This is a genomic window from Thermodesulfovibrionia bacterium (assembly GCA_030646035.1).
Classification (GTDB): domain Bacteria; phylum Nitrospirota; class Thermodesulfovibrionia; order UBA6902; family UBA6902; genus JACQZG01.
Map to the genome: position 1 here is coordinate 1 of JAUSMY010000053.1, position 16,932 is coordinate 16,932.

Below are 16,932 nucleotides of genomic sequence, written 5' to 3' on the forward strand. Positions count from 1 at the left end.
ACGTGTGCTCTTCCGAACTAAAACAAAATGCAAAAAAACCGGCGCGTTACAAAGAAGCGAATAAAATAAAACGAACCATTTAACCCCCCCCCCCCCCCCCCATAAAACTGCAATGCGCACAGCTAATAAGAGTGTTTTCTACATTGTCGGGATAGGCGCCTCTGCAGGCGGGTTGGAGGCTTTCGAGCAATTCTTTACTAACATGCCGTCTGACAGCGGCATGGCATTTGTACTGATCCCGCATCTTGCTCCCGAGCATAAGAGCTTGATGGCAGAGCTGCTGCAGCGGAATACGAAGATGGTCGTCTTGCAGGCTGAAGACGGAATGAAGGCCGATCCGAATTGCGTGTACATCATTCCCCCTGACAGGGATATGGCGATACTGGAAGGGACGCTTCGGCTGCTGGAGCCTGTTGAGCGCAGGGGGCTGCGGCATCCGATAGATTTCTTTTTCCGCACATTGGCCGACGACCAGGGAGAAAAGGCTGTATGTATTGTGCTTTCAGGCACCGGCACCGAAGGAGCTTTAGGGCTGCGCGCGGTAAAAGGAAAAGGCGGACTGGTTATCGTTCAGGATCCGAAGACCACACGGTATGACGGCATGCCTGCCAGCTCCATAGCCACAGGGCTTGTTGACTATATTCTGCCGCCAGACAAGATGCCCGGGCAATTGATGAGTTACATATCTCATGCTTATCCGCATCCTCCCAAACCGGAGGCCAAGGCAGAAAGCAAATTTTCCGAACCCCTGTATAAAATATTTGTGCTGATACGGAACCATACCGGGCATGATTTTTCACTCTATAAACAGAATACCATCCTGCGCAGAATAGAAAAGCGAATGGCAATTCTCCAGGTCGAAAGCATGGCCGATTATGTCACTTATCTCCGCAGCAATTCTCATGAGATCGAACTGCTCTTCAGCGAGCTTCTGATAAGAGTCACTAACTTCTTCAGAGACCGCGAAGCGTTTGAGATGATCAAAGAGAAGGCGCTGCCGCTCCTTTTCAAAGACCGAGCTCCCGGGCAGCCGGTGCGTATCTGGATACCGGCATGCTCGACCGGCGAAGAGGCATATTCCGTAGCCATTATCGTTCAGGAATATATGAGCACGCTGAAAGAAAAATACAAAGTGCAGATCTTTGCTACTGATATCGACAGAGAGGCGATCGATATGGCGCGCACCGGCCTGTATCCCAACAGCATTGCGATAGATGTATCTAATGAGAGGCTGAACCGCTTCTTCATCAAAAAAACCTCCGGTTATAAGATCAGGGAAGAGATCAGGCAGATGATCGTCTTTGCCGTGCAGGATATCGCCAAAGACCCGCCTTTCACGCAGCTGCATATGATAAGCTGCAGAAATGTTCTTATCTATTTTAATGCCGAGTTGCAGAAGAAGGTTATCCCCATGTTCCATTACTCATTGAAGCCCGGAGGCATTCTCTGTTTGGGAACTTCTGAAACCATAGGGGACCATGCCGGCATGTTTTCAACTCTTCACGCTAAATGGAAGATATTCAGGGCAAAGGGGACAGAGGCTATTCATGCATCTCCCTTTGAGTTAAGCACAGCGGCAGCGCCCGTACGGGCCGCCGGGCCGGAAGCGGCACCTGTCATAAAGAAGCGCGAAGAGGTAAACATGGGGGCGTTAGCCGAAAAGATCATTATGTACCACCACGCGCCGCCCTTTGTGATCGTTAACGATAAAGGAGATATCCTCTATTTTTACGGAAAGACCAACAGGTATCTCGAGCCCCATTCCGGAAAAGCGAGCCTTAATATTATCGAAATGGCGCACGAAGACATAAGGCTGGACCTGAGAGCCGCCCTCCGCAAAGCGGTTACACTGGGGAAAGACATAACTGTTGACGGGCTGCAGGTAAAGGCAAACGGCGGTCTCCATACCATTAACCTGGAAGTGCGGCAGCCCGGCCCTCTGCAGGGCCTGCTTATGATTGTGTTCAAGGAGATCACACTGCCCAAAGGACAAAAAGCAGAAAAGGCTATCCCGCCTTCGCTGAAGATGAAACGGCACGTTGCTGAACTGGAACACGAGCTGAGTGCGGCAAAGGAGCAGCTCCAGACCATTATAGAAGAACTTGAAACCACGAATCAGGAACTCAGATCGACAAATGAGGAACTGCAGTCATCGAACGAGGAACTGCAAAGCACCATTGAAGAGATGGATACATCAAAAGAGGAGCTCCAGTCGGTTAATGAGGAGCTTACGACGATCAACGCGGAATTGCAGCTTAAGATGGATGAGGCATCCACGGCAAATGATGATCTAAACAATCTTATCACCGGCACGCAGATCGCCACTATCTTTCTGGACAATTGCCTGCGTATAAAACGCTTTACACCGGCAACGGTCAATGTGCTCAATCTTGTGGATACAGATGTCGGACGCCCTATCGGAGATTTTTCTTTAAAGCTGGACTATCCTGAACTGAAGAAAGATATTGAGAATACGTTGAAGATGCTCACCTTGAACGAGAGGGTGGTTAGACACCATGAAGGCCTATGGTACATGACACGGATACTGCCTTACCGGACCACGGGGAATGTCATTGACGGGGCGGTTATCACCTTTATTGATATTACCGCGCAGAAAAATGCCGAAGAAGCACAGAAGGATGCACTCGCCTATGCCGAAGGCATTGTTGAAACTGTGCGGGAGCCGCTTATTGTTCTTGACGAGGGGCTGCGTGTGATAACGGCAAACAAGTCGTTCTATCAGACATTCAAGATGTCGCAAAGTGATGTTGAGAAGAAACGTATTTATGATCTTGGCAACCGGCAGTGGGACATACCTGCGCTCAGGGAGCTTCTGGAGAAGATACTTCCCAAGAACTCGCAGTTTGAGGATTTTGAGGTTGAGCATGACTTTCAGGATATCGGCTGCAAAAAAATGCTGCTCAACGCCAGCAGGATCCATGAGCACGGCAAACAGACCCAAATGATCCTCCTTGCTATAGAGGACATCACAGGGAGAAAGAAGTAATGGGGCTGACAATCAAAACATCGAACCGGAGAAGATAGAGCATGGAAAAAAAGATCAAGAATTTCGCAAAGCTTCGCAAAGAAGCAGAAGAGCGGCTGAAGCAGCAGACAGAAAGGCTGAAGAGCATCTCTATGCAGGATGTGAAAACCCTTGCTCATGAACTCGCAACACACCAGATAGAGCTGGAGATGCAGAATGAAGAGATGCGCAGGGCGCAGGAGGAACTCGAAGCTTCACGGAGCAGGTATGTCGACCTGTATGATGCGGCGCCGATCGGCTATTTCACTTTTGACAAGAACGGCGTTATAGTTGAAGTCAACCTTACAGGCGCCGCACTTTTGGGTGTTGACCGTCAGCGTTTAATAAACAAGCCGTTATCAGCATTTGTCATTAAAGAGGACTTGAACATCTTCAGGGAGTACCTCATGGAGACGCTGAAAATAGAGGCTTGCCTGATCAGTGAAATATGGCTAAAGAGAAAAGACGGCTCTGTAATCTTTGTCCGGTTACAAAGCGTAGCTGTGAAGGACTGCTCAGCTATTTCAGCTTGTTGCCGCACCGCGATAAGCGACATCACAATTCGTAAAGAGGCAGAGGAGGAGCTGCGGAAGGTATATGTTGAGCTGGACCTGCGCGTTAAGGAACGGACAAAAGATCTGGTTAATGTAAATCAGCAACTCTTGCTGGAAATAGAAGAACGCAAAAAAGCAGAGGGGTCGCTGCTACAGGCGCTCAATGAAGTCAAGCAGTTAAAAGATCTGCTGCGCGAAGAGAATCTCTACCTTCGTGAAGAGGTCGATCTGGTACACTCACATAAACAGATTGTCGGCAATAGTGAAGTAGTCAGGAGCGTTTTAAAGCAGATAGAACAGGTTGCTGGAACAGAGTCAACGGTCGTGATACAGGGGGAGACAGGCACCGGAAAGGAATTGGTGGCAAATGCCATCCATGGCATGAGTTCAAGAAAGGACCGGCTCATGATCAAGATCAACTGTGCCGCCCTGCCGCCGACGCTCATAGAAAGTGAACTCTTCGGCAGGGAGAAGGGCGCTTTTACCGGCTCGCTGTCAAAGCAGTTAGGCCGTTTTGAACTTGCGAATGCTTCAACTATTTTCCTGGATGAGATAGACTCACTGCCGCTGGAACTTCAGGCAAAGCTGCTTCGGGTGCTTGAGAGCGGAGAGTTTGAGCGCCTCGGCAGCTCCCAGACCATGAAGGTCGACGTCAGGATAATTTCGGCTACGAACTGCGATCTTGGCAAGGCTGTCTTTGATGGCAGGTTCAGGGAAGACCTTTACTATCGCCTGAACGTCTTTCAGATCATCGTGCCGCCTCTGCGTGAGCGCCCCGAGGATATATTGCCGCTCATATGGTCTTTTGTGCAGGAGTTCAGCAAGAGGATGGGCAAGCGTATCGAATCAATACCTCAGAAGAGTGTTGAAGCTTTGCAAAGTTATCCCTGGCCGGGCAACGTAAGAGAGCTGAAGAATGTTGTTGAACGCGCGATGATCATCACCACCGGGCCTGTGCTGCTTCTGGATATACCAAAGATCGCGCAGTCAAGCGCAAATCATTCTGAGACTCTTGAAGGATCAGAGAAACGGCACATCATCGAGGCGCTGAACACCACCGGATGGAAGGTAAGCGGCAAGGACGGCGCGGCAAAGATCCTGGGCATCAATCCAAAGACGCTTGAATCGAGGATGCAAAAGCTGGGCATCCAGAGAAATAAGAAAAATGCCTGACAGATCAGGCCCCGCCTTATCCACATATTTTATTTTAGGGCTTATAGTTGCCGCTGGATTCCTTCTGAGAATATATAAGTTATCCTCTCAGAGCATATGGCTGGACGAAGCTTACTCCATATATCACAGCCAACAGGATTTCATACATGTTGTAAATTTAAAAGACCTTTCTCCGCCGCTTTATTATCTCCTGCTTCATTTTTGGATCAAGCTCACAGGTACCTCAGCGTTCTCAATAAGGCTGCTCTCTGTATTCTTCGGGACTGCTTCTATTTATTTCATCTATTTATCAGGCGCACATATTTTCAATAAGAAAGTAGGAATATATTCTGCCCTTTTAGTTGCTGTTTCTCCGGTGCATGTTTACTTTTCACAGGAGGCAAGGACATATTCTCTCTTTTTTTCGCTGACATTATTGTCAATGTATTTTTACTCTAAGTTGAACAAAGCTGCATCGAAGTGGATCATTGCCGGATATTTAATAAGCACTGTTTTTCTCATATACTCACATCTGTATGGTTTACTGATCGTCCTCGTACAGAACCTGCATCAATTTATTGTAAACAGGTTCAGGCTTTCAAAGGAAGTGAAGGCATGGGCCTTGCTGCAATTAATCGTCCTCATGTTTTATATCCCAAGGATGATCCAGCTCCCCGGCATAATCTCGGATAATTATCATTCCTGGATCTCAAGGCCGTCGTTTCTGCAATTAACTTACATCATGTATAATCTTTTTTCAGGAGCTGTGTTCTCATTCTATGGATTAGCATTAATGCTGATATGCTCTTTGCTGGTGCTTAGGTATAAATTCGAAAGAAATACCTTTTTCCCACTCTGGATATTGATACCCATTTTAGTCCCCTTCACTTATTCCTTATTGTTTACTCCGGTCTTTATCCCAAAGTACATTTATTTTGTCTCTTTTCCTTTATACATAATAGCTTCCCGGTCAATCTTCGGAATGAAGGCAGAGATCAGGCCGGTACTTATTTCAGCATTGATAGTTTTATCTATTGCCGCATTGCTTGTGCAGCAGAATAAAACAACAAAAGATCCCTGGAATAAAGCCGCTGAATATATTCAGGCGAGTGGCCGGAAAGAGGATAAAGTGATAATTATGGCTTCGTATGAGATACTGCCGTTCTCATATTATTTCGATCAGGGATGTTTTCATAGTGACGATTTATACGCATGCTCTAATGAAAATGGAATATCCCCGGTTGATTCTCTTGAGGAGGTAAAAAAAATAGATAAGAATGATTTCTGGCTCATAGTTTCCCGCGGGGCATATAACTCGGAAACCCGGGATGTGCTGAAATATGTCAGCGACAATTATACTGAAACAGAGTCCATGGAATACATATTGAATCACAATTCGGAATTAGTGAACAAACTATACAAATATTTTGAGCAAAAGGGTTTGATACACCTTGAGTTCAATAGAATAAAGATAGCGCATTTTCAGAAGAAAGAGGATGGCGCTTAAGAGGGGAGCTGATTCTTAGATAGTATCAATATAATTCCTGACATGTCAGCATACTTCTGATATATCAGAAACCTGCAATTTTTTATTGTCTCATTTTTCCTCACAGCTTTTTCTGAAATCTCAATGTTCTCAACATGATAGAGAATACGATCCTATCAACGGCACTCCTGGCACAGATTCTGCAATGAATAAGACTGAAAGACAAATTGACAGTGCGGTTGATATTCACTGATAACAAAATTCAGCAGGTTATCAGATGATTAAAAAGGAGGTTTGCATACTGAAAAGATATTGATCGGCTTAACTCGTAATTTGACAACATAACCTAAAAAAACAAAGGAGAAGAAGATGAAAAAACTTACATCAATAATTGCAATGAACATTATCGCTTTAGTCCTCGTAGTAACAGGCGCGTTTGCCGCTGATATGATGAATGACAGAAGCGCAACCACACAATGGGCAAGCAATCTGATCGGGACCACTGTTAAAAACCTTCAGGGAGAAACTCTGGGGACTATCACAGACCTGACGATCAGCAACAACATAGTTACATTCGCGGTCATTACACACGGCGGCGCGCTTGCAATAGGAGATAAACTTATACCGGTGCCAATGAACGCCCTGAAGATCACCGATAATAAGAACGCGACTCTTGATGCCAGCAAAGAGAAGCTCGCAACTGCCCCGAATTATGAAAAGAACAGCAAACAATGGCCTGACTTTTCAAATCGTAAATATGCTGAAGATACATATAGATTCTACGGCGTAGAGCTCTATTGGGAAGCAAGCGACATGGAACATATGATGGAAAAAGAAGCTAAGTAAATACATTAGTGATAAAGCTGTAAGATCCGTATAGGTCGTTCAGGCAGCCATTGGTCAACCAGTGGCTGCCTTTGAATGATATAGGAGATAACATGGACGATATATTTAAAAGCCTCTATGCCTGCATGAAAGAAGGGGACAGCTTATTCAATTTTCTAAGTGATGAAGATATCAGGAACCTGTCTGCTTTCTTTGAAATTAAGAGTATACTTGCAGGCGGGATGTTATGGAAAAAAGAAGACCCTTACGATTACATAGCATTTATTGTTTCAGGCAGTGTGGAGATAAAGAAAGAGACAGAGTTCGAGGGAAGGGAACTGGTCGTTGGCATATACAGCAAGGGCGCATTATGTATTCTTGACGAAAGCCTCAGGGCAGTTACGGCAGAGGCAACTGAAGATGTAACTCTTGCGATCATTACTCAGAAGAACCTGGATAAACTGATCGAAACAAATCCTAAATTGGGAGCAGATCTCTTAAAGGGTATGCTGCATACCGTATCGTTTCGTTTAAGAAAGTCCATTGACCGCCTCGCAGTCTTTTTCTGATCTGTCAGACCTGAAGTAGACATAAAAATTCCTGACATGTCAGCACCCTCCTGATATATCAGAACCCTGCATTTTTTTAAATTATCATTCCCTCGTCATAGCCTTCCGTAAACATCAATGTTTTCAAGAGGATAGGGTCTCCTGCCATATTAATAACAATCCTGGCACACATTCTGCTATTCAATATATAGCAAACAGCAAAGCATCTTCACAATGGATGTAATAGGTGTTAAAATTATTTCATTAAACAAAAACGAGTTAATGAAAGGAGGGTAAAAATGGGATTCGTCATCGGAGTTCTGGTTGTGGTAGCTTTAGTTTTCGGAATCATGTATTTAGCGAAGCGCACATAAAAAAAGGAGGGTAAAATGGATTTTGTCATTGGAATTCTGGTTATTGTAGCTTTAGTCTTTGGGATCATGTATTTAATGCAGCGGACATAAGTATCTTATGCAAGAAACCTTAACACTTGCAAAGACCGATAAAGGGAGAAAACATGAAGGCAGCACAAATATGGCTTATGGTTTTTACAATAGCAATGGTCTCTATCGCATCCCAGGTTTCAGCATCCGATAAACCATCTAATTATATGGTGCTCAAGGGCGGTATTTATTCACCCAGTGAGGAATATGACCTGGATAATTTCAACGGAGGATACGAGAGCCGCCTGGATACCAAGACCGGATTTAATGGTGAGATCGCTTTAGGCCATTACTTCCTCCCAATCTTATCCGTAGAACTTGGCGCCGGATATTTTGAAAGCAAAGGGTCACCATCAGCAGAGCCGGGCGAAACCAGACTGAAGGTTGTCCCTGTGCTTGCTACAGCAAAGGTGTATCTCCCGGTGGGAATCATAGAGCCGTATGGAGAGTTTGGTATAGGAGCCTATTTCACCAAGCTTGAGGTGAACGGCAATCTCAGCAGTTTCGAAGGTTCCTCAAAGATAACCTATGGATTGCATGGCGGTGTCGGATTGAATGTCAACCTCACCGATGAGGTATTCGTAGGTATCGAAGGGAGATATCTTTGGGCCAAACCTTCCTTTGGTGGGCAGAACGTCAATATAGACGGGTTCACAACTACGGCTGACCTGGGCTTTCGCTTCTAAGGTTGGCCATAAACTTCAGCACATTTGATTACTGCCAGCTGGCAAAAGTGATTCGACAGCCGGCAGTAAGAAGGAGGGTGAAATGGATTTCGTAATCGGAGTTTTGGTTGTAGTAGCTTTAGTATTTGGGATCATGTATTTAATGCAGCGGACATAAGAACCTTATGTAAGATGTCTTATGTGTTGCCACTGGTCTTGTTGTTGACATTCTGAGGGATGACAACGTTTGAAAAGGTCATTCGTTGCCATCCCTTTATACATTATTCTTGATAGCTGCATTGATAATTAATAAAAGCATCGGGCCATCACTTGTTTAAGGCGGATAAAAGAAAAATATATTATGCAGATAGATATCCATAATATTACAAAAATGTATAAAGAAAAAAGAGGGCTTCTGTCGGCCAGTTTCGGGGTGGAAAAAGGAGAACTTATCGCCCTCGTCGGGCATAATGGAGCGGGTAAATCTACACTCTTGAAAATATTATCCAGCTGGCACCTTCCTGACAGCGGACATGTCTTAGTGGACGGCATCGATCTGAAGAACAGATTGGATGTTGTGAGGAAGATAGGTTTTGTACCGGAAACCCCCAATCTCTTTGATTTCTTTTCAGTTGAATATAACCTCAAAATATTTGCCCGTCTTTTCGGAGTCCCTTTCCTGCGGATAGAAGATATCCTGAAGGAATTCGACCTGATGGCATTTCGCAACAACAAGATACAGGTACTGTCAAAAGGGTTAAGGCAGAGGGTAAGCATCGGTCGCGCTCTTTTGGCAGACCCTCCCGTGCTTCTGTTTGATGAACCCACATCAGGCATAGACTTTGATATGACGAAAGAGATCTACAGGCTGATGAAAGATTTCCATGCTTCAGGAAAGACTATCATCTTTACTTCCCACCGGCCTGAAGAGATAAAGACACTTGCAACCCGCATAATTGTCCTGCATCAGGGATCTATGGTCTTCGATGGTTCACCACAACAATATTTCCAATCAGAAGTTCATGAAAAGCTATATCAATGATGCTGAGAAATATCATTACATTAACATTAAATGATCTGGCCATCGCATTTAAGAACAAGACGATCTTTCTGATCCTCTTTATCCCTTTCTTTGTATTTTTCTCTTTGAAGTTAGTGGATGTTTCGGATACGGATTTTAAAAAGATCAATATCGGGCTTATTCAAAAAGAGATGTATGCTCCTGTTATTCTGCAGGCAATCAGATCAGCAGATAGAGTATTTACAGTTTCTTTTGTTTCTGATGAAGCGGAAGGCAAACTATGGTTAAAAGAAAAAAAGATAGACGGCATGTTAGTAAGGTCTGAAAAGTATGAAAACAGTTTAGATCTTATAGTCTTGAAAAAAGAGTCGATGCAGGCCCTTTCAATAGTGGAGAGCTTTTCAGCATTGCAAATAGCAGCAGAAGGGCATAGCGTAAACTGGATCTCTGATATTAAGCCTCTTCAGAAAGGCGGGATCGAAAAACAGACTTTGCCTACCTGGATCCTGATGCTGGTTTTAATGGTAAGCTTCATTATAATGCCTTCGCAGGTTGCCGAAGAGAAGGAAAAGAAATTGCTTCTTGCCCTTTTGCAGACCCCCATGCGGGAGATTGAGTGGCTTATCGCTAAATTGTTTTCAGGCATGATCTTAATATTCATAGCAGTCCTCTTCCTCCATCTGATGGGTGGATTTGATTTCGGTAATGTCCTGAGCTATGCCGCATTTATATTGGCCGGCAGTTTCTGTTTCAGTTCTTACGGGATATTTTTGGGTTTTTTATGCCGCAATCAGGCGAGCGCCAGAACTTTAGGGCTTATTTTTTATCTGCCGCATCTGCTTCCTTCTGCGTTATCGGATTTTTCAAAAAAATTAACTGCCGTTGCACCCTTTTTGCCTTCTTACCAGTTTTTTGAGCCGGTCAGGTCGATACTCCTGGATGGCGGCAGAATATCAAATCTGTCATTTGAATGGATTTACCTTCTTGCAGTCGGGCTGTTAACCTTTTTCCTGGCATATCTTTTAATGAAAAAGCGCTGGCTGATGTAAATGGAATTCTCACAGTAAAACAGGAGACTAAAATGTTCTTAAAAAAACAGACATCAATATCCCACGAATACTCAGAGAGTATAGTCGATACTGTGCGTGAACCATTGATCGTTCTGGATCAGGACCTAAGGGTAGTCACCGCCAGCCGATCCTTTTATGAGGTTTTCAAGGTAATGCCGAAAAATACCGTGGGGCAGCTTATTTATAACCTGGGCAATAAACAGTGGGATATCCCCAGGCTTCGGGAACTCCTGGAAACCATCCTGCCTGAAAAGGCAACCTTTGATGACTATGAGGTTGAACATAATTTTTCTACCATAGGCAGGCGCACCATGCTGTTAAATGCCCGGAGGATACCCAATCCGCCTGAAAAACTTAAAGTTATTCTCCTGGCTATCGAAGATATCACACAGCGCAAGATTGCGGAAAAATCTTATCTTGATTTAGCAGCAATTGTTAATACATCTGTCGACGGCATTATCGGAAAAACTTTGGAGGGAGATATTGTCAGCTGGAACAAAGGGGCAGAAAAAATATACGGCTATACAGAAGAAGAGGTGCAGGGTAAAAATATTTCTTTATTAGCTCCACCCGATTATCAGGAAGAAATATTTGACCATCTTAAAAAGCTGCAGTCCGGAGAAGTGATTGATAATTATGAAACAAAGCGTGTAAGAAAAGACGGGGTAGTAATTGATATCTCTCTGTCTCTTTCATCGATCAAGGACAAGTTTGGAAAGATTTACGGCGTGTCAGCCATTATGCACGACATAACCGAACAACAAAAGGCAAAGCAGGTGCTGACGGTCAGTGAATACTCCGAGAGCATCATCAATACCGTTCGTGAACCATTGATCGTTCTGGATCAGGATCTAAGAGTGGTCACGGTCAGCCGGTCTTTCTATGAATTCTTCAAGGTCAAACCTGAAGAGACAGTTGGGCAGCTTATCTATGACTTGGGAAATAAACAGTGGGATATTCCCAAACTGCGGGAATTACTTGAGACCATCCTTCCACAAAAAACAACCTTTGACAACTACGAGGTTGAACACGATTTTGCCACAATCGGCAGGCGCATTATGCTTTTGAATGCCCGGCAGATCCATAGAGTGTTGGGAAAGGAGCGTATCATTCTTTTGGCTATCGAGGACATCACCGAGCGTAAGGAGATAGAAGCCGGCCTTGAAAAGACCCGGAAAGAACTGGAGGTCATAAAAAAATCCGCGGATGAAGTCAGTGAATTCGCCGAGAGTGTCATCAACACTGTGCGTGAACCTTTAATATCTTTGGATCAGGATCTCAGAGTGGTCACGGTCAGCCGATCTTTCTATGAATTCTTCAAGGTCAAACCTGAAGAAACAGTTGGGCAGCTTATCTATGACCTTGGAAATAAACAGTGGGACATCCCCAAACTGCGTGAACTGCTGGAGACCATCCTTCCCCAAAAGACATCTTTTGATAACTATGAGGTTGAACACGATTTCGCCACAATCGGCAGGCGCATCATGCTTTTGAACGCTCGGCAGATTGAACAAGGGATGGGCAAGGAGCGTATAATCCTCCTTGCTATTGAAGATATCACCGAGCGTAAGGAGATAGAAGCCGGCCTGGAAAAAGCACATGAAGAATTAAAGGAGTTGGCCACCGAGTTGGAACGTACCGCTCAGGTAAAATCAGAATTCCTGGCTAACATGTCGCATGAGCTTAGGACCCCGCTTAATTCCATTAACGGCTTCTCTGAAGTGCTTTACGACGAAACGTTCGGGCCGCTGAATGAGAAGCAGAAGAAATACGTTAACAATGTTTTAACCAGCGGAAAGCACCTTCTGTTGCTGATAAACCAGATACTTGATATGGCAAAAGTCGAGGCCGGAAAGATGAATCTTGCATTATCCAGTCTGCCAATGAAAAGCCTGTTAAATGAAATTTCACTGCTGGTAGCTGATATGGTCAGCAAAAAGAAGATCGAAATGCTGATTGAGATAGCCGAAGACCTGCCGAATATCGAGGCGGATGATCTCAAGGTCAAAGAGATACTTTATAACCTGCTTTCTAACGCAGTTAAATTTACACCCGAGGGCGGCCGGATCGGCATGCGGGCTTCTACGAGAAAAGCCGATAATGAGATAGAGATAGTGGTCTGGGATACCGGGGTCGGTATTGCGCCTGAAAACATGGAGAAGATATTTGAAGGTTTTTTCCGTGTTGATACCCCATATTCCAGGGTAACTGAGGGAACGGGACTCGGTTTGCCGCTTTCCAGAAAACTGGTTGAGCTGCACGGCGGGAAGCTTTCTGCAAGATCAGAAGGGTTAGGCAAAGGAACTTCGATACGGTTTACATTGCCAATTATATCAAAGAGGGGGGAGTGAGATGAGAAAGAGGGTATTAGTCGTAGATGATAATAAAAATAATCTGATGCTGGAAAGAGATCTTTTAGAGGTCGCAGGCTTCGAGGTATTTGAAGCTGAAAATGCTACCGATGGAATTGCCATTGCAAAAAGGGAAAAACCTGATGTTATCGTAATGGATATCCGGCTTCCTGATATGCGCGGCACTGAAGCTGTCAGGATATTGCGTAAGGACAAAGAGACATGCGGTATTCCGGTTATTTTTGTGACCGCCTCGGTCATGGCAGAGGGCATGGAGGAGATAATCGCTATCCCGAACAGCGTATTTATAGGCAAGCCGATAGATACGCGCACCTTTGTGAAGGATATCAGTCAATTTATAAAGTGAGTTTCTTGAATGCTTGGAAGTTGAATTAATAAGAGGAAGATGAAGAAAGACAAACAGGTAATCTTAATTGTCGATGACCAGCCCGAAAACATTGAACTGCTCGAAGCGCATCTTGTCACGCAGGGATATGAAATTATTCAGGCTGAAAGCGGCGAAGAAGCGCTGAGAATACTTTCCGGCGATAGAGTCGACCTGGTACTGCTCGACGTAAAGATGCCCAGGATGTCCGGCTTTGAAGTGCTGGCGAAATTGCGCGCCGATATCAAGACAGAGCGTATCCCGGTAATTATGGTCACAGCGTATACAGAGTACGAAGAGAAGGTAAAGGCCCTTGAGGCAGGATGCGATGATTTTATCACCAAGCCTTTTGATAAACATGAGCTCTTATCCAGGGTAAGGTCGCTTCTCAGGATAAAGCTTCTGAATGACGAAGTAGATGAAGCTCACGAATTCTCTGAGAGCGTCATCAACACCGTGCGTGAACCCCTTATTGTGCTGGATTCAGACTTGAGGGTTTTTTCAGCAAACCGCAGCTTTTACACTTCTTTCAAGGTCACGCCGCAAGAAACTATAGGTAATTTTATCTATGACCTTGGAAACCGGCAGTGGGATATTCCAAAGCTGCGGACATTGCTTGAAGATATTCTTCCCAAAAACAACAAGTTCGATGACTATGAAGTTGAACATGTATTTTCAAACATTGGGCACAAAATAATGCTTCTCAATGCCCGCCGTATCACTCACAAGGAAAAAGGTTCTCACATGATCCTCCTTGCGATTGAAGATATTACAAAGTCCAGAAAACTGGAAAGAGAGCGCAAGAATATCCTTTCCATGTTTGCGCATGACATGAAAAATCCTGCGGTAACATCGGAAGGTTTTCTGTCGAGACTTATCTCAGGCAAGGCAGGGGCGCTGACTGAAGAGCAGCAAAACCACCTTGGAATTATCCATAGTGAGCTGAATAAATTATCTCAATTACTGTCAGATTTTCTGCAGTTTTCGAGATTTGAAGCAATAGAATATAAGCCTGTTTACGCTCTATTTAACATAGAAGAGGAGATCCGCAAAAATATTGAAGCAGAAAAAGTCGAGGCTGAAAAGAAGAAAATAATTATATGCCTTGAAAACCCGGATGCAATAACTCCTCAAGCTAATGCAGATGCTGCTATGGTAAATCGCGTGATCAGAAACCTTCTTGTCAACGCAATAAAATACACCGATCCGGAAGGAACTGTAACTATTAAAATATCAGACAGAGGCAAAGAGATACTTGTTTCTGTTAAAGATACAGGCATAGGAATACCGGCAGATCAGCTGCCTTATATATTTGACGCCTTCTATCGTGCCGGGAACTCAAAGGGTTCAGGGCTCGGGTTGTCCATTGCCAAAGCAATAATAGAAGGCCATGGAGGATCGATATGGGCTGAAAGCATACCAGCCAATGGCAGCACCTTCAGCTTCACCTTGCCTAAAGAGATCAGTGAATTTAAAAGAGATGGAGAATGAAAGACAAACCGGTAATCTTAGTTGTCGACGACCTGCTCCAGAACATTGAACTTCTCGAAGCGCATCTTGTCACGCAGGGATATGAAATTATTCAGGCTGAAAGCGGCGAAGAAGCGCTGGGAATACTTTCTGGTGATACAGTCGATCTGGTACTGCTCGACGTAAAGATGCCGGGGATGTCCGGCTTTGAAGTGCTGGCGAAATTGCGCGCCGATAACAAGACACAGCGTATCCCGGTAATTATGGTCACAGCGTATACGGAGTACGAAGAGAAGGTAAAGGCCCTTGAGGCAGGATGCGATGATTTTATCACCAAGCCTTTTGATAAACATGAGCTTTTAGCCCGGGTTAGGTCGCTTCTCAGGATAAAGTTTCTGAATGACGAAGTTGATGAAGACCATGAATATGCTGAGAGCGTCATCAACACCGTGCGTGAACCATTGATAGCACTGGATCAAGACCTCAGAGTAGTCACTGCCAGCCGTTCTTTCTATAAATTCTTCATAGTAAAACCTGAAGAGACAGTGGGGCAGCTTATCTATGACCTGGGAGATAAACAGTGGGATATCCCAAAGCTGCGGGAACTGTTGGAGACCATCCTTCCCCAAAAAGCAACCTTTGACAACTATGAGGTTGAACACGATTTTGCCGCCATCGGCCGGCGCGTAATGCTTTTAAATGCCCGGCAGATCAAAAGAGTGTGGGGAAAAGAAAGGATCATCCTCCTTGCCATTGAGGACATCACCGAGCGCAAGCGGCTGGAAGATCTGTTAACAGAGTCTGAAATGAAATACAGGCGTCTTTTTGAGACTGCAAGCGACGGGATAGTGCTTCTCGAAAAACTTCAAGGGCATATAATCCATGCGAATCCGGCTGCCGAGAAAATGTTTGGTTACTCCGAAAGAGAGTTCATCGGAAAAACCATACAGGATATCGGGGTCTCGCTCGACATGAGTGATTTCCCGGGAATAATGAAATCATTGGACAGGAGCGGCGTTCTCAATTACGATGATGTCCCGATAAGAACCAGGTCCGGGCAAGATATCTACACGGACATATATATGGTTGACAGGGCTAACCTGGCACAATGCAACATCCGCGATGTCAGTGAGCGCAAAGCGGCGAAAGGAGAGCTGGTGCGACTTATCAGCGAACTTGATATCAAGAACAGAGAGCTTGAGCAGATCATATATGCTGCGTCGCACGACCTTAAATCCCCTCTTGTCAATATTAACGGTTATACCCATGAACTTCAAATGACTATTGATAATATAACCAGGGTTGTAGACATGGAAGATATATCTGCTGAAATCAAACAGAAGCTGTCATCACTTGTAAAAGAACTTCCTGAGTCATTTCGTTTTATCAATAAAAGCGTTATACGGATGGAAATGCTTCTGAACGGGCTATTGGAGTTTTCGCGCTCCGGCAAGCTGGAATTGAAGATGGAAGAGATAGATATGAATATGCTGATAAAAGAGATATCAGGCTATCTGAATTATAAATGGAAAGAGGCAGGCGCAAGCCTTCAAGTGGCAAACTTGCCGCATTGCACAGGAGACAGGGAACAGATAAGCCGCATATTCTCAAACCTCATGGAGAATGCAGTTAAGTATCTTGACCCTGAACGGAAAGGCGAGATAAAGGTCACAGGATATGAGGAAGGTGACAGCTCTGTCTATTGCGTAGAGGATAACGGCATCAGCATAGCCCTTGGACATCAGCAGCAGTTATTTCATATGTTTCATCAGCTTGATCCTGCGAAGGCCGGAGATGGGCTGGGGCTTATGATAGTGCAGAGGATAGTTGAGAGGCACGGTGGAAAGGTCTGGCTTGAGTCTGAGGCAGGAAAGGGGTGCAGGTTCTTTGTGAAACTGCCGGGGATAAACAAGGGAACCCAGCCAATTTAAACTCAA

The 16,932-nt window shown here is 44.7% G+C and carries 12 protein-coding genes; all 12 read left to right on the forward strand.

Going from position 1 to position 16,932, the window contains the following annotated elements; translation table 11 throughout:
- Positions 1 to 112: 112 nt before the first annotated feature.
- The 12 genes from Q7U10_08100 (at position 113) to Q7U10_08155 (ending at position 16,926) form a co-directional block, all read left to right on the forward strand.
- On the forward strand, positions 113 to 3,007 hold the full coding sequence (locus tag Q7U10_08100) for a chemotaxis protein CheB (GenBank protein MDO8282564.1): 2,895 nt from the start codon (positions 113 to 115) through the stop codon (positions 3,005 to 3,007).
- 41 nt (positions 3,008 to 3,048) lie between these two features.
- A complete protein-coding gene (locus Q7U10_08105; GenBank protein MDO8282565.1) occupies positions 3,049 to 4,752 on the forward strand; it encodes a sigma 54-interacting transcriptional regulator in 1,704 nt (567 codons plus the stop codon).
- Positions 4,745 to 6,238 carry a glycosyltransferase family 39 protein gene (locus Q7U10_08110; GenBank protein MDO8282566.1) on the forward strand — a complete coding sequence of 498 codons (1,494 nt, stop codon included), beginning with the start codon at positions 4,745 to 4,747 and terminating at the stop codon, positions 6,236 to 6,238. The genes Q7U10_08105 and Q7U10_08110 overlap by 8 nt, the downstream gene beginning before the upstream one ends.
- Before the next feature lie 348 nt (positions 6,239 to 6,586).
- Positions 6,587 to 7,063, forward strand: a complete 477-nt coding sequence (locus Q7U10_08115) for a PRC-barrel domain-containing protein (protein MDO8282567.1) — start codon at positions 6,587 to 6,589, stop codon at positions 7,061 to 7,063.
- 92 nt (positions 7,064 to 7,155) lie between these two features.
- Positions 7,156 to 7,611, forward strand: a complete 456-nt coding sequence (locus Q7U10_08120) for a cyclic nucleotide-binding domain-containing protein (GenBank protein MDO8282568.1) — start codon at positions 7,156 to 7,158, stop codon at positions 7,609 to 7,611.
- A gap of 496 nt (positions 7,612 to 8,107) precedes the next feature.
- On the forward strand, positions 8,108 to 8,719 hold the full coding sequence (locus Q7U10_08125; protein ID MDO8282569.1) for an outer membrane beta-barrel protein: 612 nt from the start codon (positions 8,108 to 8,110) through the stop codon (positions 8,717 to 8,719).
- 340 nt (positions 8,720 to 9,059) lie between these two features.
- Positions 9,060 to 9,740 (forward strand): ABC transporter ATP-binding protein, encoded by a 681-nt coding sequence (locus Q7U10_08130; protein ID MDO8282570.1) that lies wholly within the window; start codon positions 9,060 to 9,062, stop codon positions 9,738 to 9,740.
- Positions 9,737 to 10,768 carry an ABC transporter permease gene (locus Q7U10_08135; GenBank protein ID MDO8282571.1) on the forward strand — a complete coding sequence of 344 codons (1,032 nt, stop codon included), beginning with the start codon at positions 9,737 to 9,739 and terminating at the stop codon, positions 10,766 to 10,768. Before Q7U10_08130 ends, Q7U10_08135 begins: the two co-directional genes overlap by 4 nt.
- 32 nt (positions 10,769 to 10,800) lie before the next feature.
- Complete coding sequence (locus Q7U10_08140; GenBank protein MDO8282572.1) at positions 10,801 to 13,140, forward strand: PAS domain S-box protein; 2,340 nt, start codon at positions 10,801 to 10,803, stop codon at positions 13,138 to 13,140.
- A gap of 1 nt (position 13,141) precedes the next feature.
- On the forward strand, positions 13,142 to 13,507 hold the full coding sequence (locus tag Q7U10_08145; GenBank protein ID MDO8282573.1) for a response regulator: 366 nt from the start codon (positions 13,142 to 13,144) through the stop codon (positions 13,505 to 13,507).
- Positions 13,508 to 13,546: 39 nt separating this feature from the next.
- Positions 13,547 to 15,016, forward strand: a complete 1,470-nt coding sequence (locus Q7U10_08150) for a response regulator (protein MDO8282574.1) — start codon at positions 13,547 to 13,549, stop codon at positions 15,014 to 15,016.
- Positions 15,013 to 16,926 (forward strand): response regulator, encoded by a 1,914-nt coding sequence (locus Q7U10_08155; protein ID MDO8282575.1) that lies wholly within the window; start codon positions 15,013 to 15,015, stop codon positions 16,924 to 16,926. The genes Q7U10_08150 and Q7U10_08155 overlap by 4 nt, the downstream gene beginning before the upstream one ends.
- Positions 16,927 to 16,932: the final 6 nt, after the last annotated feature.

Coding starts and splice junctions, on each gene's coding strand:
- Q7U10_08100 (MDO8282564.1), top strand. CDS start 113: ATGCGCACAGCTAATAAGAGTGTTTTCTACATTGTCGGGATAGGCGCC.
- Q7U10_08105 (MDO8282565.1), top strand. CDS start 3,049: ATGGAAAAAAAGATCAAGAATTTCGCAAAGCTTCGCAAAGAAGCAGAA.
- Q7U10_08110 (MDO8282566.1), top strand. CDS start 4,745: ATGCCTGACAGATCAGGCCCCGCCTTATCCACATATTTTATTTTAGGG.
- Q7U10_08115 (MDO8282567.1), top strand. CDS start 6,587: ATGAAAAAACTTACATCAATAATTGCAATGAACATTATCGCTTTAGTC.
- Q7U10_08120 (MDO8282568.1), top strand. CDS start 7,156: ATGGACGATATATTTAAAAGCCTCTATGCCTGCATGAAAGAAGGGGAC.
- Q7U10_08125 (MDO8282569.1), top strand. CDS start 8,108: ATGAAGGCAGCACAAATATGGCTTATGGTTTTTACAATAGCAATGGTC.
- Q7U10_08130 (MDO8282570.1), top strand. CDS start 9,060: ATGCAGATAGATATCCATAATATTACAAAAATGTATAAAGAAAAAAGA.
- Q7U10_08135 (MDO8282571.1), top strand. CDS start 9,737: ATGATGCTGAGAAATATCATTACATTAACATTAAATGATCTGGCCATC.
- Q7U10_08140 (MDO8282572.1), top strand. CDS start 10,801: ATGTTCTTAAAAAAACAGACATCAATATCCCACGAATACTCAGAGAGT.
- Q7U10_08145 (MDO8282573.1), top strand. CDS start 13,142: ATGAGAAAGAGGGTATTAGTCGTAGATGATAATAAAAATAATCTGATG.
- Q7U10_08150 (MDO8282574.1), top strand. CDS start 13,547: ATGAAGAAAGACAAACAGGTAATCTTAATTGTCGATGACCAGCCCGAA.
- Q7U10_08155 (MDO8282575.1), top strand. CDS start 15,013: ATGAAAGACAAACCGGTAATCTTAGTTGTCGACGACCTGCTCCAGAAC.